A 25,823-nucleotide genomic window follows, 5' to 3' on the forward strand; every position below is an offset into this window, starting at 1 on the left:
GGGCCCGAGCTCACCGCTGCGTACAATTGCCCCATGCATTCGCCGTCGACCGTTGGCGCGACCGGCACCGGGCCGGCACCGCTCGTCGAGCCCGGCGCCCCGCTCGCCCCCGAGCGCATCGCGCGCTTCAGCCGGCAGCTGATGCTGCCCGGCTTCGGTGAGCTCGCACAGCGTCGACTCGCGGCGGCGCGGGTGCTGGTGGTGGGCGCGGGCGGGCTCGGCAGTGCGCTCGTGCCGTACCTCGCGGGCGCGGGCGTCGGCACGATCGGCATCGTCGACGACGACACCGTCGAGCTGTCGAACCTGCACCGCCAGGTGAGTCACGGCGTGGGCGACCTCGGACGGCTGAAGGTCGACTCGCTCGCCGAGACCGTCACGGCGATCGATCCCGATTGCCGTGTGGTGCGTCACCCGGTTCGGCTCACCGCCGCGAACATCGGGGGCATCCTCGCGGGCTACGACGTCCTCGTCGACGGCAGCGACAACTTCCCCACGCGCTACCTCACGAACGACGCGGCGGTGCTCGCGGGCGTCCCGCTCGTCTGGGGCGCGATCCTTCGCTTCCACGGGCAGGCCGGGCTCTCCTGGCACGAGCATGGCCCGACGTACCGCGACCTCTTCCCGGTGCCGCCGGCGCCCGACGAGGTGCTCTCGTGCGAACTCGGCGGCGTGCTGCCGAGCGTGTGCGCGACGATCGGCTCGCTCATGGCGACCGAGGTCGTGAAGCTCGTCACGGGCGTCGGCGAGCTGCTGCTGGGGCGGGTCGTCACGATCGACGCCCTCTCGGGTCGCTCACGCGAGATCGCGTACGAGGCGATCGCGGATGCCCCTGAGATCACGACCCTCATCGACTACGAAGGGTTCTGCGGGCTCGAGGCCCCCGGCGAGGCCGGCACGGTGGGCGACGCGGCGCTCGCGGCATCCGCCCCCGTTCGCGTGTCCTCCGCCGAGCTGCTACGGCGCATCCGCAGCGGCGAGCCGTTGCGGCTCGTCGACGTGCGCGAACCCCGGGAGGCGGAGCTCCGGAGCATCCGGGGCAGCGAGCTCTTCCCCCTCGGAGAAGTCACGGCCGGCGGTGGGCCCGAGCTGGGCGACGCGCCGATCGTCGTGTATTGCGAGCGTGATCTGCGCTCCCGGCGAGCAGCCCGATTGCTGCTCGAGCGCGGCCACTCCGACGTCGTGTACCTGGCGGGCGGCATCGAGGAGTTCGCCGCGGTCGCCGCCGACCTCGTGCGCCGCTGAGCGCACGGCACCCACCCGATCACCCGCACGCGAAGGACGCCGCACGCATGACCCAACCGCTGGCCGTCATCTCCACCGGCCCGATCGACGAGGCCGCCGTGCGCGCCGCGGTCGAGGGCGCCTCGAGCGGTGCCGTCGTGACGTTCTGCGGGGTCGTGCGCGACCACGACGGCGGCCGCGAGGTGCGGGCGCTCGACTACAAGGGGCATCCCGAGGCCGAGCGATTCCTCGCCGAGTGCGTGCGCCGCATCGCCGACGAGACCGGGCTCGCCGTGGCGGCCGCGCACCGGGTCGGCGAACTGCGGATCGGCGACGTCGCGCTGTTCGCCGCGGCATCCGCTGCCCACCGGGCCGAGGCCTTCGATGCCTGCGAACGCCTCGTCGAGCTCATCAAGCAGGAGGTGCCGATCTGGAAACGGCAGCACTTCAGCGACGGCGTCTCGGAGTGGGTCGGGCTCTGAGGCCCGCCCTGAGAAGCGGGCGAGTCAGCCGCCGATGTACGACATCTCGACCTTGGGCCGCGCCGCCCGCAGCTCGGGCGTGAGCGTCGCCCGCACCTCGGAGTAGCGATCGTCGCGGGCACCCCAGATCGAGCCCATCGCCGCGGCGAGCCCTGCGTCATCGATGCCGCCGCGCAGGAGCGCGCGGAGGTCGTGGCCCTCGGAGGCGAACAGGCAGGTGAAGAGCTTGCCCTCGGTCGAGATGCGTGCCCGGTTGCAGGTGCCGCAGAACGCCTGCGACACGCTCGAGATGACGCCGATCTCGCCGCCGCCGTCGCGGTAGCGCCAGCGGGTCGCCGTCTCGCCGGGGGCGGATGCGCCGAGCGGCTCGAGCGGCAGCTCGGCGTCGATGCGGCCGACGATCTCGGCGGAGGGCACCACCTCGGCGAGGTCCCACCCGTTGGAGGTGCCGACGTCCATGTACTCGATGAAGCGCAGGGTGAACGGAGTGTCCTTGAAGTGCCTCGCCATGGGGAGCACCTCGTGGTCGTTGACGCCGCGCTTGACGACCATGTTCAGCTTGATCGGACCGAGGCCCGCCTCATGAGCGACCTGCAGGCCGTGGAGCACCTTGGCCACCGGGAAGCGCACGTCGTTCATCGCCTGGAACACGGTGTCGTCGAGCGAGTCGAGCGACACGGTCACCCGGGTGAGTCCCGCAGCTTTCAGGGCCGCAGCCTTGACGCCGAGCGCGGCGCCGTTCGTGGTCAGCGCGATCTCGAGCGGCCGGCCGTCGGGCGTGCGCAGCGCGGCGAGCCGTTCGACGAGCTCTTCGATGCCGCGACGCAGCAGCGGTTCACCACCTGTGAGCCGGAGCTTCTCGACGCCGTGCGCCGCTGCGACCCGCGCGATGCGGGTGATCTCGTCGAAGCTCAGGAGCTCTTCACGGTCGAGGAAGGCGTAGTCGCGCCCGAACACGGTCTTCGGCATGCAGTACACGCAGCGGAAGTTGCAGCGATCGGTGACCGAGATGCGCAGGTCGCGCATCGGCCGGTCGAGCTGATCGGTGACGAGGCCGGTCGACGGCAGGCGCTGCGCGCGCGAGGTCGTGGCCCCCGCCGGTGAGCGGGGCGCCGTGAGCGGAATATCCGCCTTCGACATGGGCGACCCCCTGTTCGTGGCGTCTAAGGTAACACCGGTTCAGGCGATGACCCGCACCGAGACATCCGTCGCCGTAATGGTGAAGGCGAGCCGGGCGCCCGGGGCGAGGTCGAGCGAGACCGCGGCGGCCGACGGCACGTCGACGGCGAGGTCGGGGTGCTCGGCGGTCATGATGCGCACGCCGCCGGGCGCGGGCCGGAGGAGCGCGACCGTGCCGATCCAGCGATTGACCGAGGGCTCAGCGGATGCCGCGGCCGCGCCCTCGGCGGCCGGCCGCACGTGCACCGAGGCGGGGCTGAACACCGCGGTCGCCGCGCGCCCGGCGACGAGTCGCTCGCCGACGCCGCGGAGCACGAGGACGGAGTCGCCTGTTGCGGCCGTGATCGCGACCCCGTCGTCGCCGCTGCCGACGCCCGCGGCGAGGTTCACCCCGGCGAGTGCGGCGACGAACGGCGTCGCCGGATGCCCGAGCACCTCGGCGGTCGCACCCTGCTGCACGATCCGGCCGTCGTGGAGGATCGCCGCCCGGCGCGCGAGCACGATCGCGTCGAGCGGGTCATGCGTCACGAGCAGCGTCGGGATGCGCTCGTCGCCGGGGAGCGTCGCGATGAGTCGCCGCATGTCGCTCGCGGTCTGCACGTCGAGCGACGCGAACGGTTCGTCGAGCAGCAGCAGTTCGGGGCGAGCGGCGAGGGCGCGGGCGATCGCGACGCGCTGCTGCTGGCCGCCCGAGAGCTCGGCGGGCCGGCGCTCGGCGAGGTCGGCGAGTCCGACCTCCTCGAGCCGGCGCAGAGCCGTGCGACGCGATGCTGCGGCGTGACCGCCTTGCGCGCGTGGACCGAACGCGACGTTCTCGAGCGCGCTGAGATGCGGGAAGAGCAGCGGCTGCTGGCCGAGCAGACCCACACGGCGTCGCTCGAGCGGCACCTCCCACAGTGAGCCGTCGGACCGGCGACGGGCGAGGTCGCGCCCACCGACCCGCACGAAGCCGGTGGGCGGGGCGAGGTGCCCCGCGATCGCGGCGAGCAGGGTCGACTTTCCGGCGCCGTTCGGTCCGAGCACCGCGACGATCTCGCCAGGCGCGACGGCGAGCTCCGCCTCGACGGTGAAGCTCCCCACGGTCGCAGTGAACGCCGCCTCGAGACCAGCGGATGCCCCGGCGCCGGTTGACGCCCCGGACCCGGTCATCGCGGCGCATCCTCGCGCCAGCTGCGCATCGCGAGCAGCACGGCGATCGCAACCGCGATGAGCATGAGCGAGAGGGCGATCGCCGTGTCTTCGCTGACACCCGCTCCGTTGAACGCGGTGTAGATCGCCAGCGGCATCGTGCGAGTGGTGCCGGGGGCGTTGCCCGCGAACAGCGCCGTGGCGCCGAACTCGCCGAGCGCGCGTGCGAAGCACAGCACCGTGCCGGCCAGCAGGCCCGGGCCCACGAGCGGGAGGGTGACGCGGCGGAAGACGGTGAAGCGCCCCGCGCCGAGCCCTGCGGCGACCGCTTCGAAGCGGGTGCCGACACTGCGAAGCGCTCCTTCGACCGAGATCACGAGGAACGGCAGCGCGACGAAGGTCTGCGCGATCACCACGGCCGCCGTCGTGAACGGCACCCGGATGCCCGCGACCGCGAATGCCTCACCGAAGAGGCCGTTGCGGCCGAGCAGCGCGAGCAGCGCGATGCCGCCCACGAGCGGCGGCAGCACGAGCGGGAGCGTCGCGAGCGTGCGGAGCGCCGCCGCGATCGGGCGCGAGCTGCGGGCGATGAGCAGCGCGAGCGGCACGCCGAGCACGATGCAGCACGTCGTCGCGATCGTCGCGGTGAGGAGTGAGAGCGTGAGCGCCTGCAGTGCGGCGGGGGAGGTGACCGCGGCGGGCACGTCTGCCCAGTCGAGGCGCACGAGGAGCGCGACGAGCGGCAGCAGCAGCACCGCGATGCCGAGGCCCGCCGGGATCGCGAGCCAGCGGGGGAAGCGGATCGGCGGCCGGTCGCCCGAACGGCCTCGAACCGGTTGCGTGGCGGCGGAGACCATGGTCACGGCCTCCCGAACCCGAACGCGTCGAGCACTTCGGCGCCCGCGGGGGAGCGCACGAACTCGACGAACGCGCGTGCGGCAGCGGGGTCGCGGGCGCCGGTGAGCGCGGCGATCGGGTACACGTTCGTGACGGCATCCGCGCCCTCGATCTCGACGGCATCGACCTCGCCTTCGGCAGCCTCGACGTCGGTGACGTAGACGAGGCCGGCATCCGCCTCGCCCGTGCGCACCTTCGTGAGCACTGCGGTGACGTTCTGCTCCTCGCTCGCGGGCGTGACCGCGACCCCGGCGCGCTCGAGCAGCGAGTGGGCGGCGGCACCGCACGGCACTTCGGGTGCGCAGAGCACGACGGCGGGTGCGGCAGGGCCGGCGAGGTCGGCCGGCCCTTCGATGCCGAGCGGGTTGCCCGGCCCCACCGCGATCGTCATGACGTTGGTCGCGAACGCCTCGGGTTCACCCTCGACGAGGCCGTCGTCGGCGACGCGCGCCATGCTCGGCTCATCGGCCGACGCGAAGACGTCGGCCGGCGCGCCGGCGAGCAGCTGGGCCGCGAGCGTGGAGGAGCCGTCGTAGCTGATCGGTGCGATGTCGACGTCGGGGTGGAGGCCCTCGAATCGGGTCGCCAGCTCGTCGAAGGCGCCTTGCAGGGAAGCCGCGGCGAAGATCCGGAGCTCGTCGCTCGCAGCCTCAGACTCGGCGGAGCATCCGGCGAGCGCTGCGAAAGCCGCGGCCGCCGCGGACGCGAGCATGCCGAATCGGATGCCCCGACCCCGCGCCGTCACGCCCGCGAACCCTCATCGGTCTCGACGATCACCATCGTCGCCTTCACGATGGCGACGCCGCGACTGCCGGCCTCGAGCCGCAGCTCGCGAGCCGCCTCGGCGGACATCAGTGACACCACGCGATGCGGACCGCACTGCAGTTCGACCTGCGCCATGAGCCCGTCGATCTCGACGCTCGTGACGAGCCCCACGAAACGGTTGCGGGCGCTGCGGCGCACGGGGCTGCGGTCGTCGACCGTGGCGGCGATCGCCACGGCGCGGGCCGCGAGCTCATCGCCCCGCACGACCTGGCGGCCTGCGTCGTCGTGCTCGACACCGAGGAGCCCGTCGCGGATCCAGCGGCGAACGGTGTCGTCGCTCACCCCGACGAGCGCAGCGCCCTCACTGATCCGATACTGCGTCATAAGAGGGAGCTTAGTTCCGCACATGCGGATCCGCACCAAGCGCGGCTCGCGGGCGGCCGAGTCAGCGGGACGCGATCGCCGCCTGCTCGATGAGCTGCAAGGTTCGCGCGGCGACGCTCACGGCGATCGCGGCCGGATCCTTCGAGGCGATGCCCGCGATGCCGATGGGGGTGCTGATGCGGGCGAGCGACGCCTCGTCGTGGCCGGCGTCGAGCAGTTGCGTGCGGAAACGCGACCACTTCGACTTCGAGCCGATGAGCCCGATCGACGCGAGTCCCTCGGTGCGCAGGGCCATCTCGCAGATCGCGAGGTCTTCGACGTGATCGTGGGTCATCACGAGCACATGCGCGCCGGGCGGCAGCAGCGCGAGACCGGCCTCGGGCACGGGCAGGTGGTGGACGCTGATCGTGGCGACGGCGTCCGCCACCGCGCCGCCGACGCGCTCGGTCGCGAGCATCTCGGCCCGGGAGTCGATGAGGTGCAGGTCGATCTCGTGCCGTGCGAGGATGCGCACGAGCTCGAGTCCGACGTGGCCGATGCCGAAGACGGCGACCGTTGGAATCACCCGCACGGGTTCGAGCAGCATCGTGACCTCTCCTCCGCAGCATTGCACGCCGTACTCGGTCGTGGCCTTGTCGCTCAACGTCAGGGTGAGCAGTTGCGGCTCGGCGGAGCCGCTCGCGAGCAGTTCGCGCGCCCGGTCGATCGCGGTGGCCTCGAGGTTGCCGCCCCCGACCGTGCCGAAGAGGCCGTCGGCCGACACGACCATCTTGGCGCCGCCGTTGCGCGGAGCATGGCCGCGCACCATCGCCAGGGTCACGATGACCGACGGTGCGCGTGCCGCACGTAGCTGCTGCACGGCTTCGAGCCAGTCCATGGTTGTCTGCCGATCAGCGGTCGAACGGCACGAGCCGGTGCTCGGTGTCGATCGTCCCGGGGAGTCCGACGCGGTCGCGAGTCGACTCGTGGCCGTGGCCGTCGCCGCGGCCGGCCTCGCCGGCTCGGCGCGCCGTCTCGATCGCCCAGAACACCGCTTCGGGAGTGGCCGGTGACGCGAGGTCGACGCTGTGGCCGGCCGGCCCGAACGCTGCGACGGCCTCGCGGATCGCCTCCCGCACGCTGAACGCGAGCATCAGCGGCGGCTCGCCCACGGCCTTCGACCCGTAGACGACGCCGTCTTCGGTGGCGCGTTCGAAGAGGCTCACGTTGAACACCTCGGGCATCTCCGAGAAGCTCGGGAGCTTGTAGGTGCTCGCCGATTGCGTGAGCAGGCGACCTCGGCCCGGGCCGTCGGTGGCATCCCACCGCAGCTCTTCGAGCGTGAGCCATCCGGCCCCCTGCACAAAGCCGCCCTCGATCTGGCCGAGGTCGATGAGCGGCGAGAGCGTGTCGCCGACGTCGTGCACGATGTCGACGCGCAGCGTGCGCGTCGCACCGGTGTAGCCGTCGATCTCGACCTCGGTGGCCGCCGCTCCGTACGAGAAGTACTTGAACGGCGTGCCCTGCATCGCCTCGGTGTCCCAGTGCAGCCCCTCGGTTCGGTAGAAGCCCGCCGCCCAGAGCTGCACGCGCTGGTCGTAGGCGGCTTCCGCGACGACGGCGAAGTCGAGAGCGGGTCCGGATGCCCCGAGCCCCGAGACCCGGCCGCGGCTGAATCGCACGTCGCGCTCGTCGATGCCGAGCAGGCGCCCGGCCACCGTGGCCATGCGATCGCGGATCTGCTCGCAGGCATCCTTCACCGCGCCGCCGTTGAGGTCGGCGCTCGACGAGGCGGCCGTCGCCGAGGTGTTCGGCACCTTGTCGGTGCGGGTCGGCGCGAGGCGTATCGAGTCGACCTCGACGCCGAGCGCGGTGGCGGCGACCTGCAGCATCTTCGTGTGCAGGCCCTGGCCCATCTCGGTGCCGCCGTGGTTGATGAGCACCGAGCCGTCTTTGTAGACGTGCACGAGCGCGCCGGCCTGGTTGTACGCGGTGAGCGTGAAGGAGATGCCGAACTTCACGGGCGTGATGGCGAGGGCCCGCTTCGTGTCGGGGTGCTCGGCGTTGAACGCGGCGATCGCCGCGCGCCGCTCGTCGAAGTCGCTCTGGTCGTGCACCTGGTTCCAGATGTCGTGCAGCCGCTCGGCGTGGCGCACCGGCTGGCCATAGGGCGTGGTCTGGCCGGGCGCGTAGAGGTTGCGCTGCCGGAGCGTCGCGGCGTCGAGACCGAGCTTCGGCGCGACCAGGCCGAGGAGGTTCTCGATCACGAACATGCCCTGCGGGCCGCCGAAGCCGCGGAACGCGGTCTGCGAGGTCTTGTTCGTCTTCGCGATGCGGCCCTGTGCCACGAAGTTCGGGATCCAGTACGCGTTGTCGACGTGGCAGAGCGCCCGGCCCATCACAGGTTCGGACAGGTCGAGGCTCCAGCCGCCGTCGGAGGTCAGGGTCGTCGCGAGGGCGAGGATGCGTCCGTCGTCGTCGAAGCCCGCCTTCCAGACGATGTGGAACGGATGCCGCTTGCCGGTCATCGTGAGATCTTGCGTGCGGTTCAGGCGCAGGCGCACGGTCCGTCCGGTCAGCACGGCACCGAGCGCGGCGATGGCCGCGAAGCCGTGCGGCTGCATCTCCTTGCCGCCGAAGCCGCCGCCCATGCGGAGGCACTGCACCGTCACCCGATTGCTGGGCACGCCGAGCACATGCGCGACGATCGCCTGCGTCTCGGAGGGGTGCTGCGTGCTGCACTCGACGAACACCTGGCCCTCGGAGTCGACATGTGCGAGTGACGCGTGCGTCTCGAGGTAGAAGTGCTCCTGGCCGCCGATCTCGGCGACACCCTCGAACACGTGCGGCGCGGTGGCGAGCACGGCCTCGGGGTCGCCGCGGCGGACGATGCGCGGGATGCCCTGGAACGACCCCGCCTCGATCGCCTCGGGCACCGTGATGATCGAGGACAGCGGCTCGTACGCCACGCGCACGGCAGCGGCTCCGAGCCGCGCGGCCTCGGCCGTCCCGGCGAGCACCCACGCGAGCGCGTGCCCGTGGAACATCGCCTCGCTCGGGAAGAGCGGCTCGTCGTCTTTCACGCCGGCATCGTTGTGACCGGGCACGTCGGCGGCGGTGAGCACGCGCACGACGCCGGGAACGGCGAGTGCCTCATCGACATCGAGACTCACCATCGCGTGCGCGTGCTCCGACTGCACGGGCCAGGCGGTGAGCACGTCGTTGCCGCGCGCCGCGAGGTCGTCGGTGTAGACGGCGTTGCCGGTCACGTGGAGGGGCGCACTCTCGTGCGGCACCGGCGTGCCGACGACGGGGTACGCCGGGCGGGCGGCGAGCTCGCTCATGCCGGCACCTCCTCGGCAGTGGCAGCTGCGCTGGCGCGGAACAACTTCAGCAACGCGCTGCCGAGCATCACCGAGCGGTACTCGGCGCTCGCACGGTGGTCGGACATCGGCGTGCCCTCTGAGGCGAGCACGGATGCAGCGTCGCGGACGGTCTCGAGGTTCCACGGGCGCCCGGCGAGCAGCGCCTCGGTCGCCCGGGCTCGCAAGGGGGTGGCGGCGACTCCGCCGAGCCCGATGCGTGCGGATGCCACGACGCCGTCGTCGAGGTCGAGGGCGAAGCCCACGGCGACGCTCGAGATGTCGTCGAAGCGGCGCTTCGCGATCTTGTGGAAGGCGGCGAGCTGCGCGAGCGGCAACGGGATGCGCACGGCGCGGATCAGCTCGTCGGGCCGGCACAGCGTCTGGCGGTAGCCGGTGAAGAAGTCGGCGAGGTCGACCTCGCGGTCGCCGCCGGCACTCACGAGCACGACCCGGGCTTCGAGCGCGAGCAGGGCAGGGGCCGTGTCGCCGATGGGCGAGGCGGTGCCGAGATTGCCGCCGATGGTCGCGCGGTTGCGGATGAGCGGGGAGGCGAACTGCGGGAAGAGTTCGGCGAGCAGTGGCACCCGCCCGTCGAGGTGCCGCTCGATCTCGGAGAGCGACAGCGCCGCGCCGATCTCGACCGCGGCGTCGCCGAACGTGACCGTGCGGAGCTCGTGCAGGTGCTCGATCGCCATGGTGAGCGGCGCGCGCCGGCCGCGGAGGTTCACCTCGACGCCCCAGTCGGTGCAGCCGGCGATGACCGCGGCATCGGGCTCGTCGCGCAGCACGTCGAGTGCCTCGTCGAGGGAAGCGGGGCGCAGGAACCGCTCGCCGCCGCCCTCGAATCGCGTCGCACGCGGTTCGGGTGCCGGGCGGTGGCGCCGCTCGGCGAGCGGATCGCCGGGTTCGGGGTCGCCGAGGGCGTACGCGGCATCCCGGATCGGCCGGTAGCCCGTGCACCGGCAGAGGTTGCCGCTCAGCGCGTGCAGGTGGAAGCCGTTCGGACCCACCGACTCACCCGACTCACCCGAGTCGCCTGACTCGCCTGACTCGGCGCCGTTCCGGGCAGCACGGCCCGGCCGGTAGAACTCGGCCGCCATGCTGCACGCGAAGCCGGGGGTGCAGTAGCCGCACTGCGAGCCGCCGGCCTCGGCGAGACGCTCCTGCACGGGGTGCAGGGCGTCGGGCGAGCCCAGTCCCTCGGCGGTCACGACCTCCTGCCCGTCGAGCGCGGCGACGGGAACGAGGCAGGCGTTGACGGCCGTCCAGACCGTGCCGCCGGCATCATCGGATGTCGCGACGAGCATCGCGCACGCGCCGCACTCACCCTCGGCGCAGCCTTCCTTGCTGCCGGTGAGCCCGCGCTCGCGCAGCCAGTCGAGCGCCGTCGTGTGAGCAGCGACATCCTGCAACGGGCGGCGCTGCCCGTTGACCGTCACCGCGATGTGATCCATGGTCGAACTCCTCGTCTGGGGAGTCTACGCCGCGACGTTCCCGACATTCCGGTTACGCCGCGAACGCATCTGCGCGAAGATGAGCAGCAGGCGAAGACCAACTCCCAACGAAGGGACGGGCAGCCGCATGACCATCGAGATCAGCAGCGCCACCGACGTCGCGGGCGGCGACGAGATTCTCACCCCCGACGCGCTCGCGTTCGTCGAGCAGCTGCATCGACGCTTCGAGCCGCGCCGACGCGAGCTCCTGGCTGAACGCGGGGAGCGCCGTGACCGCATCGCCGAGGGCGAGCCGCTCGACTTCCTGCCCGAGACCCGTGAGGTCCGCGAGGGCGAGTGGCGAGTGGCATCCGCCCCTGAAGCCCTGACCGACCGTCGGGTCGAGATCACCGGCCCGGCCGCGCCCGCGAAGATGGCGATCAACGCCCTGAACTCCGGCGCACGCGTGTGGCTCGCCGACCTCGAAGACGCCTCGAGTCCGACGTGGCACAACGTCGTCACGAGCGTGCTGAACCTGCGCGACGCGGCGCGCGGCACGCTCGCGTTCACCTCGCCCGAGGGCAAGGCGTACGCGCTTCGCGGCGACATCCGTCGCCCCACGGTCGTGACCCGGCCACGCGGCTGGCACCTCAGCGAAAAGCACGTGCTCATCGACGGCGAGCGGGCCTCGGGTGCGCTCGTCGACTTCGGGTTGCACTTCTTCCACACCGCGAAGCCGCTCATCGACAACGGCGACGGGCCGTACTACTACCTGCCGAAGCTCGAGAGCCACCTCGAGGCGCGGCTGTGGAACGACGTGTTCCTGTTCGCCCAGGAGCACCTCGGAATCCCGCGGGGCAGCGTGCGCGCGACCGTGCTCATCGAGACGATCCCGGCCGCCTTCGAGATGCATGAGATCCTCTACGAGCTGCGCGAGCACGCCTCCGGACTGAACGCCGGGCGCTGGGACTACCTGTTCAGCCTCATCAAGGTCTTCCGCGACGCCGGACCCGCCTACGTGCTGCCCGACCGCGCCGCGGTGTCGATGACCGCGCCGTTCATGCGCGCCTACACCGAACTGCTCGTGAAGACCTGCCACCGTCGCGGCGCCTTCGCGATGGGCGGCATGGCCGCGTTCGTGCCGAACCGCAACGACCCCGAGGTCACGTCGGCGGCATTCGAGAAGGTGCGCGCCGACAAGACCCGCGAGGCGAACGACGGCTTCGACGGCTCGTGGGTCGCGCACCCCGACCTCGTGCCGGTGTGCCGCGAGGTGTTCGACGCCGTGCTCGGCGACCGGCCCAACCAGCTCCAGCGCCAGCGCCCAGAGGTCGAGGTCACCGCCGCCGAACTGCTCGACGTCGCCTCCGCCGGCGGCGAGGTGACCGAGGCGGGCTTGCGCACCAACCTCTCGGTCGCGGTGGCCTACACGGCGGTGTGGCTGTCGGGCAACGGCGCGGTGGCGCTCCACAACCTCATGGAGGATGCCGCGACCGCCGAGATCTCGCGTTCGCAGGTGTGGCAGCAGCTGCACACCGGGGTGATGCTCGCCGACACCGACGAGGCGATGACCCCCGAGCTCGTGCGCCGGGTGCTCGACGAGGAGGTCGAGCGCCTGCGCGAAGACGTGCCGCCCGACCGGTTCGCGGCGTACTCCGAGCCGGCCGCCCGACTCATCGCCGACATCTGCCTCTCCGACGACTACGTGGACTTCCTCACGCTTCCCGCATACGAGGTGCTGGACTGAGCATGCGCACCGCCCTGCACGCCGCCGTGCTCGCCTCGGTCGAAGGCCGCCTCGCCGCGACCGACGCGTTGCTCGCGAGCGCGTACCCGGGCGATGACGGCTCGCGCCAGCCCGTGCACACCGTGTACGTGCCCGCCGACCGGTACGTGCCCGAGCTACCGACCGTGTGGGGGCGGGCCGCGCTCGCCGCGGTCGACGCCGCCGGGGGCGTCGAAGCCGTCGCGGTCTCGGTCGGCGTCGACCCCGAGCTCGCCGCCGCAATCGCACCGCTCGTGCGCGAGAAGCTCGAGCGGGAACCGATCGAAGACCTGCGCATCGACTTCGAGGACGGCTACGGCGACCGCGGCGATGACATCGAAGACGCCGAAGCGGTCCGCGCGGCCAAGCGCGTCGCCGCTGCGGAGGGCGCACAGTTCGCCCCGCCGTTCATCGGCATCCGCTTCAAGTCGTTCGAGGCCGCGACGCGGGCACGGGGCATCCGCACGCTCGACCTCTTCGTGACCGCTCTCGTCGCCCATGGCGGCCTGCCCGACGGCCTCGCGCTCACCCTGCCGAAGGTGTCGACGGTGGAGCAGGTCGAGGCGATGGGCGAGATCATGGCCGCCCTCGAGCGAATGCTCGGCCTGCCCGACGGGCGCCTCCGGTTCGAGGTGCAGGTCGAGACGCCGCAGCTCGTGCTCGGCGCCGACGGCCGGTCTCCGGTCGCCCGGCTCCCGCTCGCGGCGCCAGGGCGCATCAGCGGCCTGCACTACGGCACCTACGACTACAGCGCGTCGCTGCAGATCGCCGCGGGCTACCAGTCGATGGAGCATCCGGCCGCCGATCTCGCGAAGGGCATCATGCAGCTCGCGGTCGCGGGCACCGGCATCCGCCTCTCCGACGGGTCGACGAACATCCTGCCGGTCGGCGATCGCACCGAGGAGGCGTGGCGGTTGCACGCGCGCCTCGTGCGGCGGTCGCTCGAGCGCGGCTTCTTCCAGGGCTGGGACCTGCACCCGCATCAGCTGCCGACCCGGTTCATCGCGACCTACGCGTTCTACCGCGAGGGGTACGGCGCGGCATCCGCTCGCCTTCGCACCTGGCGTGACGACGCCGCCGAGCGCGCCGCGGGTACGGTGCTCGACGAGCCCGCCACGGTGCGTGCGCTCGCCGCATTCGTGCTGCGGGGCGTGCAGTGCGGCGCCATCGAGGCCGCCGAGGTCACCGCCGACACCGGCATCGACGAGCCCGAGCTCGCCGCGCTCGCCCACCCGAAACACCGCCAGGAGGCGCCATGAGCTACTTCACCCCGCAGGGCGGCCTGCCCGCGCAGACCGAGCTGCTCACCGACCGGGCGATCGTGACCGAGGCGTACACGGTGATCCCGAAGGGCGTGCTGCGCGACATCGTCACGAGCAAGCTGCCGGGCTTCACGAACACCCGCGCGTGGGTCCTCGCACGGCCGATCGCAGGCTTCGCCACCACCTTCTCGCAGCTCATCGTCGAGATCGGCCCGGGCGGCGGCGCCGACTGGCCTGAGCGTGAAGAGGGCGTCGAGGGCGTCGTGTTCGTGACGGCCGGCGAGCTCACGCTCGAGCTCGAGGGCGACCAGCACGTGCTCGGCGCGGGCGGCTACGCCTACCTCGCGGCGGGCGCGAGCTGGGCGATCGCGAACGAGGGCTCGGAGTTCACGAGCTTCCAGTGGATCCGCAAGGCGTACGAGCCGCTCGAGGGCTACGAGGCGACGTCGTTCGTCACGAGCGACGCGGAGGTCGCGCCGCAGGAGATGCCCGACACGAACGGCGCCTGGGCGACCACGCGATTCGTCGATCCCGACGACCTCGCGCACGACATGCACGTGAACATCGTGACGTTCCAGCCGGGCGGGGTTATTCCGTTCGCCGAGACGCACGTCATGGAGCACGGCCTGTTCGTGCTCGAGGGCAAGGGGGTCTACCGGCTGAATGGCGACTGGGTCGAGGTCGAGGCGGGCGACTTCATGTGGCTGCGCGCGTTCTGCCCGCAGGCCTGCTACGCGGGCGGGCCCGGGCCGTTCCGCTACCTGCTCTACAAGGACGTGAACCGGCAGGTGCGGCTCACGGGGCCTGCCGCCGGGCGCACGGCGAGTCGCTGGGGATGAGCCGATGAGCGAGCGGATGCCTCGAGCGGGCGCCGGCTCGGCGGCATCCGGGTCGTTCGACCTCGTGGTGCGCGGCGAGCGGGTGCTCGTCGACGGCGAGTTCACGCCCGCCGAGATCGGCGTGCGCGACGGCGTCATCGGGGCGGTCGCCCCGCTCGGTGCGGGCCTCGCCGGCGGTGCCGCGGCCGGTACCGCTCGCACCCTCGAGCTCGCGCCCGACGAGGTGCTGATCCCCGGCCTCGTCGACACGCACGTGCACGTGAACGAACCGGGTCGCACCGAGTGGGAGGGCTTCGCGTCGGCGACGCGGGCCGCCGCCGCGGGCGGGGTCACGACGATCGTCGACATGCCGCTCAACAGCATCCCGCCGACGACCTCGGTCGCGGCGCTCGAGGTCAAGCGAGCGGCGGCAGCCGGCCGGGTCTTCGTCGACGTCGGTTTCTGGGGCGGGGTCGTGCCGGGGAACGAAGCCGACCTCGAACCGCTCGTCGCCGCGGGCGTGTTCGGGTTCAAGTGCTTCCTCGTGCACTCGGGCGTCGACGAGTTCCCGGCGGTCACCGCCGACGAGCTCGAGGCCGCGATGTCGGTGCTCGCGGGCGCCGGCGACTCGCTGCTCATCGTGCACGCCGAGGACGCCGCGCTCATCGACGCGGCGCCGCATCCGCACAGCCGCGAGTACGCCGACTTCCTCGCATCCCGCCCGCGCGAGGCCGAGGGCGCCGCCGTCTCTGCCGTGATCGAGCGGGCGCAGCGCACCGGTGCGCGGGCGCACATCCTGCACCTGAGCTCGGCCGACGCGCTCGATCGCATCGCGACCGCGAAGCAGCACGGGGTGCGGGTCACCGTCGAGACCTGCCCGCACTACCTCGTGCTCACCGCCGACGACGTGGCCACGGGCGCCACCGAGTTCAAGTGCTGCCCGCCGATCCGCGAGCCCGGCAACCGCGACGCGCTCTGGCAGGGGCTCGAGGCGGGCATCATCGACTTCGTGGTGTCCGACCACTCACCGGCGCCGGCCGCCCTGAAGTTCGCCGGCGACGGCGACTTCGCCGAGGCGTGGGGCGGCATCGCGTCGCTGCAGCTCGGGCTGCCACTCGTGTGGACCGAGGCGCGTCGCCGCGGCATCCGGCTCGAACGGGTGGTCGAGTGGATGTCGGATGCCCCCGCCCGCCGCGTCGGGCTCACGACCAAGGGCCGCATCGCCGAGGGCATGGCGGCCGACTTCGCGGTCTTCGCCCCCGAGGCGACGTTCACGGTGGATGCCGCGGCGCTCGAGCACCGGCATCCGGTCACGCCGTACGACGGTCGCGAACTCACCGGCGTCGTGCGCGGCGCCCACCTCGCCGGCGTCGCGACCGATCGTTCGCGCCCGCGCGGGCGGCTGCTGCTCCGGGCACAATCGGAGGATGGACGAAGCGATGAGGCTTGACGAGTTCAACGAGGCGGGACGCGAGGCGGCGATCGCGTCGCTGCGCCCCTGCCTCGACATCACGCGCTGGTGCGAGGAACTCGCCGACGGGCGCCCCTACGACTCGGTCGACGACGTCGTGGCGCGAGCGGAGGCGGCCGCCGCGCCCTTCACGGCCGACGAGATCGAGGCGGCGCTCGCGCGCCACCCGCGCATCGGCGAACGCGCCGGCGGCGAGCACGCCGAGGCCACGATGTCGCGGGCCGAGCAGGCCGGGGTCGACCCACGTGATGCCGCGACCGCCGTCGCGCTCGCCGACGGCAACCACGCCTACGAGCAGCGGTTCGGGCGGGTCTTCCTCATCCGGGCGGCGGGGCGGTCGGCAGCGGACATCCTCGACGCGCTCACCACCCGGCTCGGCAACACGCCGGCCGAGGAACAACAGGTCGTCGCGGAGCAGCTCCGCGAGATCGCCGTCCTCCGCCTGAAGGGAATGCTCGCCGCATGAACAGCTCCAGGATCACCACGCACGTGCTCGATGCCGCCACCGGCCATCCAGCCGAGGGCGTGCCGGTGCAGCTCTCCGGCCGCGAGGGTGGTGACGGCACCGAATGGCGAGTGCTGGCCGAGGGCGTCACCGACGCCGACGGCCGCATCATGCGACTCGGCGGCGACGACCTGCCGGCGGGGGAGTACCGCATCCGCTTCGATACGGGCGCGTACTTCCGGGCGCAACGCGCCGAGACGTTCTACCCCGAGGCCGTGATCACCTTCATCGTCACCGACGACGGACGTCACGTGCATGTGCCGCTGCTCCTGAGCCCGTTCGCCTATTCCACCTATCGAGGGAGCTGAGCCATGGTCGAGCCCGCCATCGTCCTCGGGACGAACCAGTACGGCAAGGCCGAGGTGCGGGTCGTCAAGGTCACCCGCGACACCGACCGCCACGAGATCGAGGACCTCAACGTCACCTCGCAGTTGCGAGGCGATTTCGCGGCGGCGCACCTCGCCGGCGACAACTCCCACGTGGTGCCGACCGACACGCAGAAGAACACGATCTTCGCGTTCGCGCGCGACGGCGTCGGCTCGCCCGAGGCGTTCCTCCTCCGGCTCGCCGAGCACTTCACGAGCTCGTTCGACTGGGTGACCGGGGGCCGCTGGGAGGCGGAGTCGTTCGCCTGGCAGCGCATCGTCGTCGACGGCGCCGAGCACGATCACGCGTTCGTGCGCGGCGGGCAGGAGGTGCGCACCGCGGTGGTCGTCGCCGACGGCGCCGAGCGCCACGTGATCGCCGGCCTCAAGGAGCTCACGGTGCTGAAGACCACGCAGTCGGGATTCGAGGGCTATCCGAAGGACCGCTACACGACGCTGCCCGAGACCGCCGACCGGGTGCTGGCAACGGATGTCGCGGCACGGTGGCGCTACGACGGCGCCCATGCCGGCGCGGCCGACGTCGACTACGACGCGGTGTACGCGAGCGTGCGCGCGCTCCTGCTCGAGGCGTTCGCCGCGCGGTACTCGGCGGCGCTGCAGGCCACCCTGTTCGACATGGGCCGGCGCGTGCTCGAGGTGCATCCCGAGATCGCGGAGATCCGCTTCTCGATGCCGAACAAGCACCACTTCGTCGTCGACCTCGCCCCGTTCGGGCTCGACAACCCGAATGAGGTCTTCTTCGCGGCCGACCGGCCCTACGGACTCATCGAGGCGACGGTCACGCGCGAGGGCGCCGAGAGCCCGGCGGCCGCCTGGGAGGGCATCGCCGGCTTCTGCTGAGCGGATGCCGCGGCGGCGGCGACCGCGGGCGCCGGCGTGCGTCGAGCGACGAACATGGGCGCCGGCGGGTGCGCGCGGTGAGAGGCTTGAGCGCATGACGATTGCCCCACTGTCCATCGATTCGAGCGGCGTCAACTGGGCCGGCAACCTCAGCTACGGCGCGCGCGGAGTCGTCGCCCCGCGCAGCCTCGCCGAGTTGCGACTCGTGCTCGCCGACGCCGAGCGCACCGGCGAACGCGTGCGCCCCCTCGGAACCCGCCACTCGTTCAACGGCATCGCCGACACCGAGGGACTGCTCGTCTCCACCGCGGCGCTGCCCGCCGAGATCGAGCTCGACGCCGAACGGCGCCTCGTGCGCGTGAGCGGCGGGCTCCGCTATGGCGACGTCGCAGTGCAGCTCCAACGCGAGGGCTGGGCGGTGGGCAACCTCGCGTCGCTGCCGCACATCTCGGTGGCGGGCGCCGTCAGCACGGGCACGCACGGATCGGGGGTCCGCAACGGCTCGCTCGCGGCATCCGTCGCCTCGATCGAGCTGGTGACGGCGTCGGGCGAGCTCGTGACGCTCAGCCGCGGCGATGCCGACTTCGACGCGGTCGTCGTGGGGCTCGGCGCGTTCGGCGTCGTCACGCGCGTGACGCTCGACCTCGAACCGAGCTTCGACGTCGAGCAGACCGTCTACGAACGCCTCGCCCTCGACGCGGTGCTCGCCGACCTCGACATGGTGCTCGGGCTCGGGTACTCCGTGAGCCTCTTCACGACCTGGCGCGACGTCGACGTCGTCGACCAGCTCTGGCTCAAGCGGCGGCCCGATCGCGACGCAGCGGCGCCCGCCGACGTCGCCGGCGCCCGCCCGGCATCGGGCCCGCGCCATCCGCTTCCCGATGTCTCCGCCGAGCACTGCACCGAGCAGGGCGGCGTCGCAGGTCCGTGGCTCGAACGGCTGCCGCACTTCAAGATGGGCTTCACGCCGTCGAACGGCGAAGAGCTGCAATCCGAATACCTCGTTCCCCGCGCGAACGCGGTCGCCGCGATCGAGGCGGTGCGCGGCCTCGCGGCCGAGGTCGCGCCGCTGCTGTTCGTGAGCGAGGTGCGCACGGTCGCCGCCGACTCGCTGTGGCTGAGCTCCGCATTCGAGCGCGACGTCGTCGCCCTGCACTTCACGTGGCGACCGAAGCAGGCCGAGGTGCTCGCGCTGCTGCCGCGACTCGAGGCGGCCCTCGCCCGCCTCGAGGCCCGGCCGCACTGGGGCAAGCTCTTCGTAGCGGATGCCGCGGCGCTCGCCCCTCGCTATCCCCGCTTCGACGCCTTCACGGCGCTCGCCGCCGGCTACGACCCGAAGGGCCGCTTCCGCAACGCCTTCACGGAGCGCGTGCTCTTCGGCGCCTGACGCCGCCTCGCGGCATCCGACGCCTCTTCGCGCGGCGCCACGCTCATCGAAGGTGCGCTCGTGGTCGGAATGGGTGCGATATTCCGACCACAAGCGCACTCTCGCGTGAATGGCACCGCGACGATGCGCCGCCCTGCCGGCCGCGATAGCGTCGGGGGATGCGGATCCTCCTCGTCGGCGCCGGTGGCGTCGGAGATGCCATTGCCAAGATCGCGGCCCGTCGCGACTTCTTCGAACTCCTCGTCGTCGGCGACTACGACGAATCTCGGGCCGAGCGCACCGTGGAGTGGATCCGCGCGAAGCACGGCGAGGCGGTGGCCGCCCGGTTCGCCACGACGCAGATCGATGCGAGCGATCCCGACGTCGTGGCATCCGTCGCCCGCGACCTCCGTGCGACGCACGTCATGAACGCCGTCGAGCCGAAGTTCGTGCCGTCGATCTTCGCGGGCGCCCTGGCGGCCGGCGCCGACTACCTCGACATGGCGATGAGCCTCTCGGAGCCGCATCCGTCCGACCCGTACGCACAGACGGGCGTGAAGCTCGGCGACGACCAATTCGCCCAGTCCGGCGACTGGGATGCGGCGGGCCGCCTCGCCCTCGTGGGCATGGGCGTCGAACCGGGCCTCAGCGACGTGTTCGCGCGGTACGCCGCCGATCACCTGTTCAGCGACATCGACGAGCTCGGGGTGCGCGACGGCGCGAACCTCGTCGTCACCGATGAGGCCGGGAACGAGATCTTCGCGCCCTCGTTCTCGATCTGGACCACGATCGAGGAATGCCTGAACCCGCCCGTGATCTGGGAGCAGGCGGCCGGCTGGTACACGACGCCGCCGTTCTCCCAGCCCGAGGTGTTCGTCTTCCCCGACGGCATCGGCCCGGTCGAGTGCGTGAACGTCGAGCACGAGGAGGTGCTCCTCATGCCGCGGTGGGTCGACGCGAAGCGCGTCACCTTCAAGTACGGCCTCGGCGAGGAGTTCATCAACGTGCTGCGGGTGCTGCACCTGCTCGGCCTCGACTCCACGACGCCGGTGCGCGTGCGGAGCGCCGACGGCCCGGTGCACGTCGCGCCGCGTGACGTCGTGGCATCGGCGTTGCCCGACCCGGCGTCGATCGGCCCGCGCATGACCGGCAAGACCTGCGCCGGCCTGTGGGTCACGGGCACCGGCACCGACGGCGAACCGCGCGAGGTGTACCTGTACCACGTGTCCGACAACGAGTGGACGATGGCCGAGTACGAGGCGCAGTGCGTCGTGTGGCAGACCGCGCTGAACCCGGTGATCGCGCTCGAGCTGCTCGCGACCGGCGCGTGGTCGGGCCGCGGAGTGCTCGGGCCCGAGGCGTTCGACGCGGCGCCCTTTCTCGAGCTCATGGCCCGCCCCGAAGCCGACGGCGGCTACGGCCAGGCCTGGGGCATGGAGGATCGGCTGGCGTGACCGTTCGCACGGGTGAGGTGGCCGCGGCGCTGATCGCAGCGGCCGAGGCGGCAGCGGATGCCGCCGACACGCGCTCCGGCGTGCGAACCCGCCCGGCCCGGCGCGCCGAGCTCGGCGGCGTGCTCGCCCGCTTCGAGTCGACCTGGGGCGGCGGACGCGGCGCCGACCTCGCGACGATCCAGGCCCTCCACCACGCGGGCAACACCGTGCTCGTCGCGGTGCCCGCGTCTGCGGCCGACGACGAGCGGGCGGATGCCGCGGCAGCGCCCATCGGCGCCACGCTCGGCTTCCTCGGCTGGACGGGCGGACTGCACGTGCACTCGCACATGAACGCCGTCGACCCCGCGGCGCGCGGGCGCGGCATCGGCGTCGCGCTGAAGCTCCGGCAGCGGGCGGTGTGCCTCGCCCACGGCGTCACCGAGATGCGGTGGACGTACGACCCGCTCATCCGTCGCAACGCGCACCTGAACCTCGTGCGGCTCGGAGCCGAGGTCACGCGATTCCTGCCAGACTTCTACGGGCAGCTCGACGACGCGATCACCGGCACCGACCGCAGCGACCGCTTCGAGGTGCGGTGGCGACTCGACGGCCGGCGCACCGCGAGGGCGCTCGGGCGTGGGCCGGTGCCCGAGTGGCACGCCGAGGGCGGACTCGCGCTCGCCGCGGACTTCGAGGCGCTCCGTGCCGCGGATCCCGCCGCGGCAGCGCGGCTGCGCGACGAGTCTCGCGCAGCGTTCGCGGTGCTCGGCGCCGGCGGGCTGCGCGCCGACCTCGACGCGAACGGCGACTACGTCTTCACCCGCGACGACCCCGACCGGGAGGCCTGATGATCGACACGGCACGCAGCACCACCGGCATCGAACGCATCGAGCTGCACCGGGTCGAGGTACCGCTCGTGCGCCCATTCGAGACCTCGTTCGGCCGCGAGACCGTGCGCGAGGTACTCCTCGTGCGCGTCGTGACCGATGCGGGCGAGGGGTGGGGCGAGTGCGTCGCGGGGCGCGACCCGTTCTACTCGGGCGAATACGTCGCTGGCGCGGCATCCGTGATCGAGCGCTACCTGGGGCCGGCGCTCCTGCGGCGCCACACCGCGGCGTTCGAAGAACACGGGCATATGACCGGCGTGCTCATCGACGACCCGTCTCGCTCGGCGGGCGTCTGGGTCGACGATCGGGAGCAGCACGCCGCCGGCGCCGATCGGCGCGCTGCCGCCGCGGCAGGCGGTGCGGCCGCTTCGATCGCGAGCGTGCCGCTCGCGGCATCCGTCGCGTCGACGCTCGCGTTCGTCGCCGGCCATCGCATGGCCAAGGCCGCGCTCGAGGCGGCCGTGCTCGACGCCGAGCTGCGGGCGCAGGGCCGCTCGATGGGCGAGGCGTTCGGCGCGGTGCGGGAGTGGGTCGACTGCGGCGTCTCGGTCGGCATCGCGCCGACCGTCGACGAGCTGCTCGACGAGGTGTCGGGCTACGTCGAGCAGGGCTACCGCCGCATCAAGCTCAAGATCAAGCCCGGCTGGGACCTCATTCCCGTCGGCGCCGTGCGCGAGATGCTCGGGCGCGACGCGATGCTCCAGGTCGACGCGAACACCGCGTACACGGCCGACGACATCCCGCTGCTCGCGAGCCTCGACGCCTTCGAGCTGCTGCTCATCGAACAACCCTTCGCCGAGGAGGACCTCGCCACGCACGTGCGCCTCGCCGAGGCGTGCGAGACGCCGGTGTGCCTCGACGAGTCGATCCTCGACGTCACGACTGCGGTCGACGCGATCGACCGCGGTGCGACCTCGATCGTGAACATCAAGCCCGGACGCATGGGCGGCTACCTCGAGGCGCTGCGGGTGCACGATGCTTGCCGCGCACTCGACGTGCCGGTGTGGTGCGGCGGCATGCTCGAGACGGGCGTCGGACGCGCGGCGAACGTGGCACTCGCGGCGCTGCCCGGCTTCCTGCTGCCCGGCGACACCTCGGCGTCGTCGCGCTACTTCGCCGAGGACCTCACCGAGCCGTTCGAGCTCGGCTCCGGCGAGCACCGCGGGCAGCTTCGGGTTCCGGATGCCCCGGGCACCGGCGTGACCGTGCGCGACGACCTCGTGCGCGCCTGGGCGACCGCGGCGCCCGCGGTGCTCACGCGCTGACGCGCCCACGCTCACGCTCACGCCCGATCCGACTGCGCGCTCTCGAGGGGCGGCGGAGGCCCGCTCTCCTGTGGAGAACCGCATCACGCCTCCACAGGAGAGCGGGTGCGGGAATCCGAGGCTGGCCACGACGCCAGAGTGTTGGGATGCGCCGTCCAGTACCGCTGCCCTCGCCGCTCGATCGCACGCCGTTCACGACCAGGTCGGCCGGCGAGGCTGGCGTCACAGCGGGGCGAATGCGCGCTCTCGACCTGGCAACGCCGTTCCGCGGCATCCGGATGCCGCAGTCGATGATCGGTTCGCGTGTCGCGTTGTGCCGCGCCTACGCGCTCAGGATGCGTCGGCACGAGGCATTCAGCCACGCGACTGCGGCCGAGCTCTGGGGTCTCCCATTGCCGTGGCGCCTGCAATCGGATCCGCGACTGCATGCCGTCGTCTGGAATGGCGATCATCCATCGCGGGCCGCAGGCGTCGTCGGCCATCGGCTCACCGCCGAGCCGGCGCTTCGCCGTCGATTCGGTCTTCGCGTCGTCGCTCCGGCAGATGCGTGGTGCCAGCTCGCGGGCGGACTCGATGAACGCGATCTCATCGTCGCCGGCGATCGACTGCTGGGCCTCCCCGCGCCGCTCGCGACCCGAGACCGAGATCGACGCCGCGATCGCACGCTACGGTGCCGGGCGCGGCGCGCGCCGACTGCGCCGTGCACGGGCGCGATTGCGGCGACGGTCCGAGTCGCCGCGAGAGACGATGCTCCGGCATCATGACGTGATTCCGACCAGGAGCGCACTCTCGGCGCCGGCCCCGGTCAGGCGAGTGCGAGCGTGAGCGCTCGCTCGCCGATGCCGGCGACGGATGCTGCGGCCGCCGCATCGCCGTCGAGCGCGTGCCACGTCGACGAGAGGGCGCACCACGCCACGAGCCACCGGGCGAAGCGCACGGGCTCGAGGCCCGCGGCATCCGTCACCATCGCGACCCGCGCCTCGATGCGGCCCGGCTCACGTGCAAACGCCGGCGAGGGATTGCAGAGCAGGTTGCAGTAGTCGAACGCGCGCTCGCCGAGCAGTCCCTTGGGGTCGATCGCGAGCCACCCGCGGTCGCGCTCGCCGAAGTCGAGTACGTTGCCGTGGTGCAGGTCGCCGTGGAGCGCCACGACCTCGCGCTCGGCGTCGAGCAGGGCGTCCGCGAATTCAGCGCCTCGCCGGTGCAGCGGCGTGAGCTCGTCGGCGTGCGCGAAGAGCTGGCGGAACCACATCCGCAACGGCACGAGCTCCGGCGGCTGGGCCGAGCCGAGCACTGCTCCGGATGCCTCGTGCAGCACCGCGGCGGTCGCGCAGAGCACGCGCGTGGCCGCGGCATCCGACCCCGACATCGACAGGTGCACGAGCGACCGCGGACCGGTCGCCCGCTCCATCAGCACGGCGTCGCCGTCGTGTTCGAGCACCCGCGCCGCGCCGCGCCCCGACCACGCGGCGAGCAGCGCCGACCCGCGCCGCTCCTCGTCGTGATGCGAGACCTTCAGCATCACGGCGTGCCCGGTGGCCGTGTGCGCGGGCGCGAGCGTCGACGTCGCGGTCTCGAAGACGGCGCCGTCGATGCTGAGGTGCCAGCGGTCGAGCCACTCGGCGACGGATGCCGCGACGAGCTCGGTCACGTGTTCCACTCGCGTCCGGCCCAGGGGTCGTAGTCGGCCTCGAGCGCCCCCTGCTCGGGACGCTGGGCCTCGGGCACGTGCTGCAGGTTCACCCGGATGCGGTACCAGAGCGAGCTCGAGCCGCGCATGCCGTCGACGAGCACGTCGGCGGGCTCGAGGAGCGCCGCGACGTCGGGGTGCTTCGCCTTCCAGCGCTCGAGTGCCTCGAGCGACTCGGGCTTCGTCTTCGTGCGCGCGATCTCGATGAGCGGCATCGTCGACTGCCGGCGCCCGCTGCCATCGGATGATTTCGGGGGCTTCTCGGCCGGCCCCAACTCCTCGGCGAGCCGGAGCAGCGCGTCGAGCCCGCCCGCCGCATCGTCGATGCCCGCGGCGGCGTCGCCGCGTTCGGCGAAGCGCCGGAGCACGGTCGACACGGTGAACAGCTCGGGCCGGCTGTCGCGCACCTCCTCCCAGTCGAGCGGGGTCGAGACGCGCGCGTCGGGAAGCGGACGCACCGAGTAGGCGGAGGCCACGGTGCGGTCCTTCGCGTTCTGGTTGAAGTCGACGAAGACGCTCTCGCCGCGCTCCTCCTTCCACCACTTCGCGCTCGCCAGGCCCGGAGCGCGGCGCTCGACCTCGCGGGCGAGCGTCTCGGCGGCGAGCCGTACTTCGCGGTAATCCCACCGCGGCTCGATGCGCGCGTAGATGTGCATGCCGCGCGAGCCCGACGTCTTCGGCCAGCCGACGAGGCCGTGGTCGGCGAGCACCTCGCGCGCGACCATGGCGACGTCGACGATCTGCGACCAGTCGACCCCGGGCATCGGGTCGAGGTCGACCCTGAGCTCGTCGGGGTGATCGAGGTCTTCGGCCCGCACCGGGTGCGGGTTGAGGTCGAGGCAGCCCAGGTTGACGACCCACGCGAGCGCCGCGGCATCCCGCACCACGACCTCTTCAGCCGAGTTGCCCGACGCATAGTGCAGGGTCGCCGTGTCGATCCACTCGGGCCGCTTCTCAGGCGCGCGCTTCTGGAAGAACGCCTCCTCATCGATGCCCTTCACGAACCGCTTCAGCACCATGGGCCGACCGGCAGCTCCGCGGAGGGCGCCGTCGGCGACCGCGAGGTAGTAGTTCACGAGGTCGAGCTTGGTCAGGCCGGGCTCGGGGAAGACGACCTTGCCGGGATTGCTGACGCGCACCTCACGGCCATCGATCTCCAGCATGGTGGCCTTGTCCGTCTTGGGGCTCACGCCCTCCACCCTAGGACGGCCCACCGCGAAACGGGAGAGCTTGTGGCGCGCGAGCGGTCGTCGTCCGGTCGCTCAGCACGGTAGCGTGATGGCCACCGTAGACCGAGCGAGA

General features: G+C 72.2%; 23 protein-coding genes. 13 read left to right on the top strand and 10 right to left on the bottom strand.

Annotated elements, in window-relative coordinates; genetic code table 11:
* The first annotated feature begins 33 nt into the window (after positions 1–33).
* Both QFZ26_RS13885 and QFZ26_RS13890 read left to right on the top strand, forming a co-directional pair.
* Positions 34–1,242: a ThiF family adenylyltransferase gene (locus QFZ26_RS13885; RefSeq protein WP_307043083.1), complete on the top strand. Its 1,209-nt coding sequence runs from the start codon at positions 34–36 to the stop codon at positions 1,240–1,242.
* Positions 1,243–1,289: 47 nt separating this feature from the next.
* Positions 1,290–1,703, top strand: coding sequence for a molybdenum cofactor biosynthesis protein MoaE (locus QFZ26_RS13890; RefSeq protein WP_307043085.1), 414 nt, complete (start codon positions 1,290–1,292; stop codon positions 1,701–1,703).
* A 24-nt stretch (positions 1,704–1,727) separates the two neighbouring features.
* Here QFZ26_RS13890 and moaA read toward each other — a convergent pair whose 3' ends face one another.
* From moaA to QFZ26_RS13930, 8 genes are all read right to left on the bottom strand, one after another.
* Positions 1,728–2,843, bottom strand: coding sequence for a GTP 3',8-cyclase MoaA (moaA, locus tag QFZ26_RS13895; RefSeq protein WP_307043087.1), 1,116 nt, complete (start codon positions 2,841–2,843; stop codon positions 1,728–1,730).
* 39 nt (positions 2,844–2,882) lie between these two features.
* A complete protein-coding gene (locus tag QFZ26_RS13900; RefSeq protein ID WP_307043089.1) occupies positions 2,883–4,031 on the bottom strand; it encodes a sulfate/molybdate ABC transporter ATP-binding protein in 1,149 nt (382 codons plus the stop codon).
* Positions 4,028–4,867: an ABC transporter permease gene (locus tag QFZ26_RS13905; protein WP_307043090.1), complete on the bottom strand. Its 840-nt coding sequence runs from the start codon at positions 4,865–4,867 to the stop codon at positions 4,028–4,030. The genes QFZ26_RS13900 and QFZ26_RS13905 overlap by 4 nt, the downstream gene beginning before the upstream one ends.
* Positions 4,868–4,869: 2 nt before the next feature.
* A complete protein-coding gene (gene modA, locus QFZ26_RS13910) occupies positions 4,870–5,652 on the bottom strand; it encodes a molybdate ABC transporter substrate-binding protein (RefSeq protein ID WP_307043092.1) in 783 nt (260 codons plus the stop codon).
* Positions 5,649–6,056 (bottom strand): TOBE domain-containing protein, encoded by a 408-nt coding sequence (locus QFZ26_RS13915; protein ID WP_307043094.1) that lies wholly within the window; start codon positions 6,054–6,056, stop codon positions 5,649–5,651. Before QFZ26_RS13915 ends, modA begins: the two co-directional genes overlap by 4 nt.
* A 61-nt stretch (positions 6,057–6,117) precedes the next feature.
* Positions 6,118–6,933 (bottom strand): xanthine dehydrogenase accessory protein XdhC, encoded by an 816-nt coding sequence (gene xdhC, locus QFZ26_RS13920; protein WP_307043096.1) that lies wholly within the window; start codon positions 6,931–6,933, stop codon positions 6,118–6,120.
* Positions 6,934–6,946: 13 nt separating this feature from the next.
* Entirely contained in the window at positions 6,947–9,379 is a 2,433-nt protein-coding gene (gene xdhB / locus QFZ26_RS13925) for a xanthine dehydrogenase molybdopterin binding subunit (RefSeq protein ID WP_307043098.1), read from the bottom strand.
* Positions 9,376–10,854 (bottom strand): xanthine dehydrogenase small subunit, encoded by a 1,479-nt coding sequence (locus tag QFZ26_RS13930; RefSeq protein WP_307043100.1) that lies wholly within the window; start codon positions 10,852–10,854, stop codon positions 9,376–9,378. The genes xdhB and QFZ26_RS13930 overlap by 4 nt, the downstream gene beginning before the upstream one ends.
* A 127-nt stretch (positions 10,855–10,981) precedes the next feature.
* Between QFZ26_RS13930 and aceB the strand changes: the two genes are divergently transcribed.
* From aceB to menC, 11 genes are all read left to right on the top strand, one after another.
* Complete coding sequence (gene aceB / locus QFZ26_RS13935; RefSeq protein ID WP_307043102.1) at positions 10,982–12,580, top strand: malate synthase A; 1,599 nt, start codon at positions 10,982–10,984, stop codon at positions 12,578–12,580.
* A gap of 2 nt (positions 12,581–12,582) precedes the next feature.
* The gene (locus tag QFZ26_RS13940) at positions 12,583–13,857 is read left to right on the top strand and encodes a DUF6986 family protein (protein ID WP_307043104.1); all 1,275 of its coding nucleotides are present in this window, start codon (positions 12,583–12,585) and stop codon (positions 13,855–13,857) included.
* Positions 13,854–14,699, top strand: coding sequence for a bifunctional allantoicase/(S)-ureidoglycine aminohydrolase (locus QFZ26_RS13945; RefSeq protein WP_307043106.1), 846 nt, complete (start codon positions 13,854–13,856; stop codon positions 14,697–14,699). Before QFZ26_RS13940 ends, QFZ26_RS13945 begins: the two co-directional genes overlap by 4 nt.
* A gap of 4 nt (positions 14,700–14,703) precedes the next feature.
* Entirely contained in the window at positions 14,704–16,128 is a 1,425-nt protein-coding gene (allB, locus tag QFZ26_RS13950; protein WP_307043108.1) for an allantoinase AllB, read from the top strand.
* The gene (gene uraD / locus QFZ26_RS13955; protein WP_307045085.1) at positions 16,118–16,615 is read left to right on the top strand and encodes a 2-oxo-4-hydroxy-4-carboxy-5-ureidoimidazoline decarboxylase; all 498 of its coding nucleotides are present in this window, start codon (positions 16,118–16,120) and stop codon (positions 16,613–16,615) included. Before allB ends, uraD begins: the two co-directional genes overlap by 11 nt.
* On the top strand, positions 16,612–16,962 hold the full coding sequence (gene uraH / locus QFZ26_RS13960) for a hydroxyisourate hydrolase (protein WP_307043110.1): 351 nt from the start codon (positions 16,612–16,614) through the stop codon (positions 16,960–16,962). Before uraD ends, uraH begins: the two co-directional genes overlap by 4 nt.
* Positions 16,963–16,965: 3 nt before the next feature.
* Entirely contained in the window at positions 16,966–17,880 is a 915-nt protein-coding gene (gene pucL, locus QFZ26_RS13965; RefSeq protein WP_307043113.1) for a factor-independent urate hydroxylase, read from the top strand.
* 94 nt (positions 17,881–17,974) lie between these two features.
* On the top strand, positions 17,975–19,267 hold the full coding sequence (locus tag QFZ26_RS13970; protein WP_307043115.1) for an FAD-binding protein: 1,293 nt from the start codon (positions 17,975–17,977) through the stop codon (positions 19,265–19,267).
* A 158-nt stretch (positions 19,268–19,425) separates the two neighbouring features.
* On the top strand, positions 19,426–20,700 hold the full coding sequence (locus QFZ26_RS13975) for a saccharopine dehydrogenase family protein (protein ID WP_307043117.1): 1,275 nt from the start codon (positions 19,426–19,428) through the stop codon (positions 20,698–20,700).
* Positions 20,697–21,527, top strand: a complete 831-nt coding sequence (locus QFZ26_RS13980) for a GNAT family N-acetyltransferase (RefSeq protein WP_307043119.1) — start codon at positions 20,697–20,699, stop codon at positions 21,525–21,527. The genes QFZ26_RS13975 and QFZ26_RS13980 overlap by 4 nt, the downstream gene beginning before the upstream one ends.
* The gene (gene menC / locus QFZ26_RS13985) at positions 21,527–22,831 is read left to right on the top strand and encodes an o-succinylbenzoate synthase (protein ID WP_307043121.1); all 1,305 of its coding nucleotides are present in this window, start codon (positions 21,527–21,529) and stop codon (positions 22,829–22,831) included. The genes QFZ26_RS13980 and menC overlap by 1 nt, the downstream gene beginning before the upstream one ends.
* 805 nt (positions 22,832–23,636) lie before the next feature.
* Here the strand turns inward: menC and QFZ26_RS13990 are convergent.
* Together QFZ26_RS13990 and ligD are read right to left on the bottom strand one after the other, a co-directional pair.
* On the bottom strand, positions 23,637–24,482 hold the full coding sequence (locus QFZ26_RS13990; RefSeq protein WP_307043123.1) for an aminoglycoside phosphotransferase family protein: 846 nt from the start codon (positions 24,480–24,482) through the stop codon (positions 23,637–23,639).
* Complete coding sequence (gene ligD / locus QFZ26_RS13995) at positions 24,479–25,684, bottom strand: non-homologous end-joining DNA ligase (protein WP_307045087.1); 1,206 nt, start codon at positions 25,682–25,684, stop codon at positions 24,479–24,481. The genes QFZ26_RS13990 and ligD overlap by 4 nt, the downstream gene beginning before the upstream one ends.
* Positions 25,685–25,823: the final 139 nt, after the last annotated feature.

This window comes from Agromyces ramosus (assembly GCF_030817175.1).
Lineage (GTDB): Bacteria > Actinomycetota > Actinomycetes > Actinomycetales > Microbacteriaceae > Agromyces > Agromyces ramosus_A.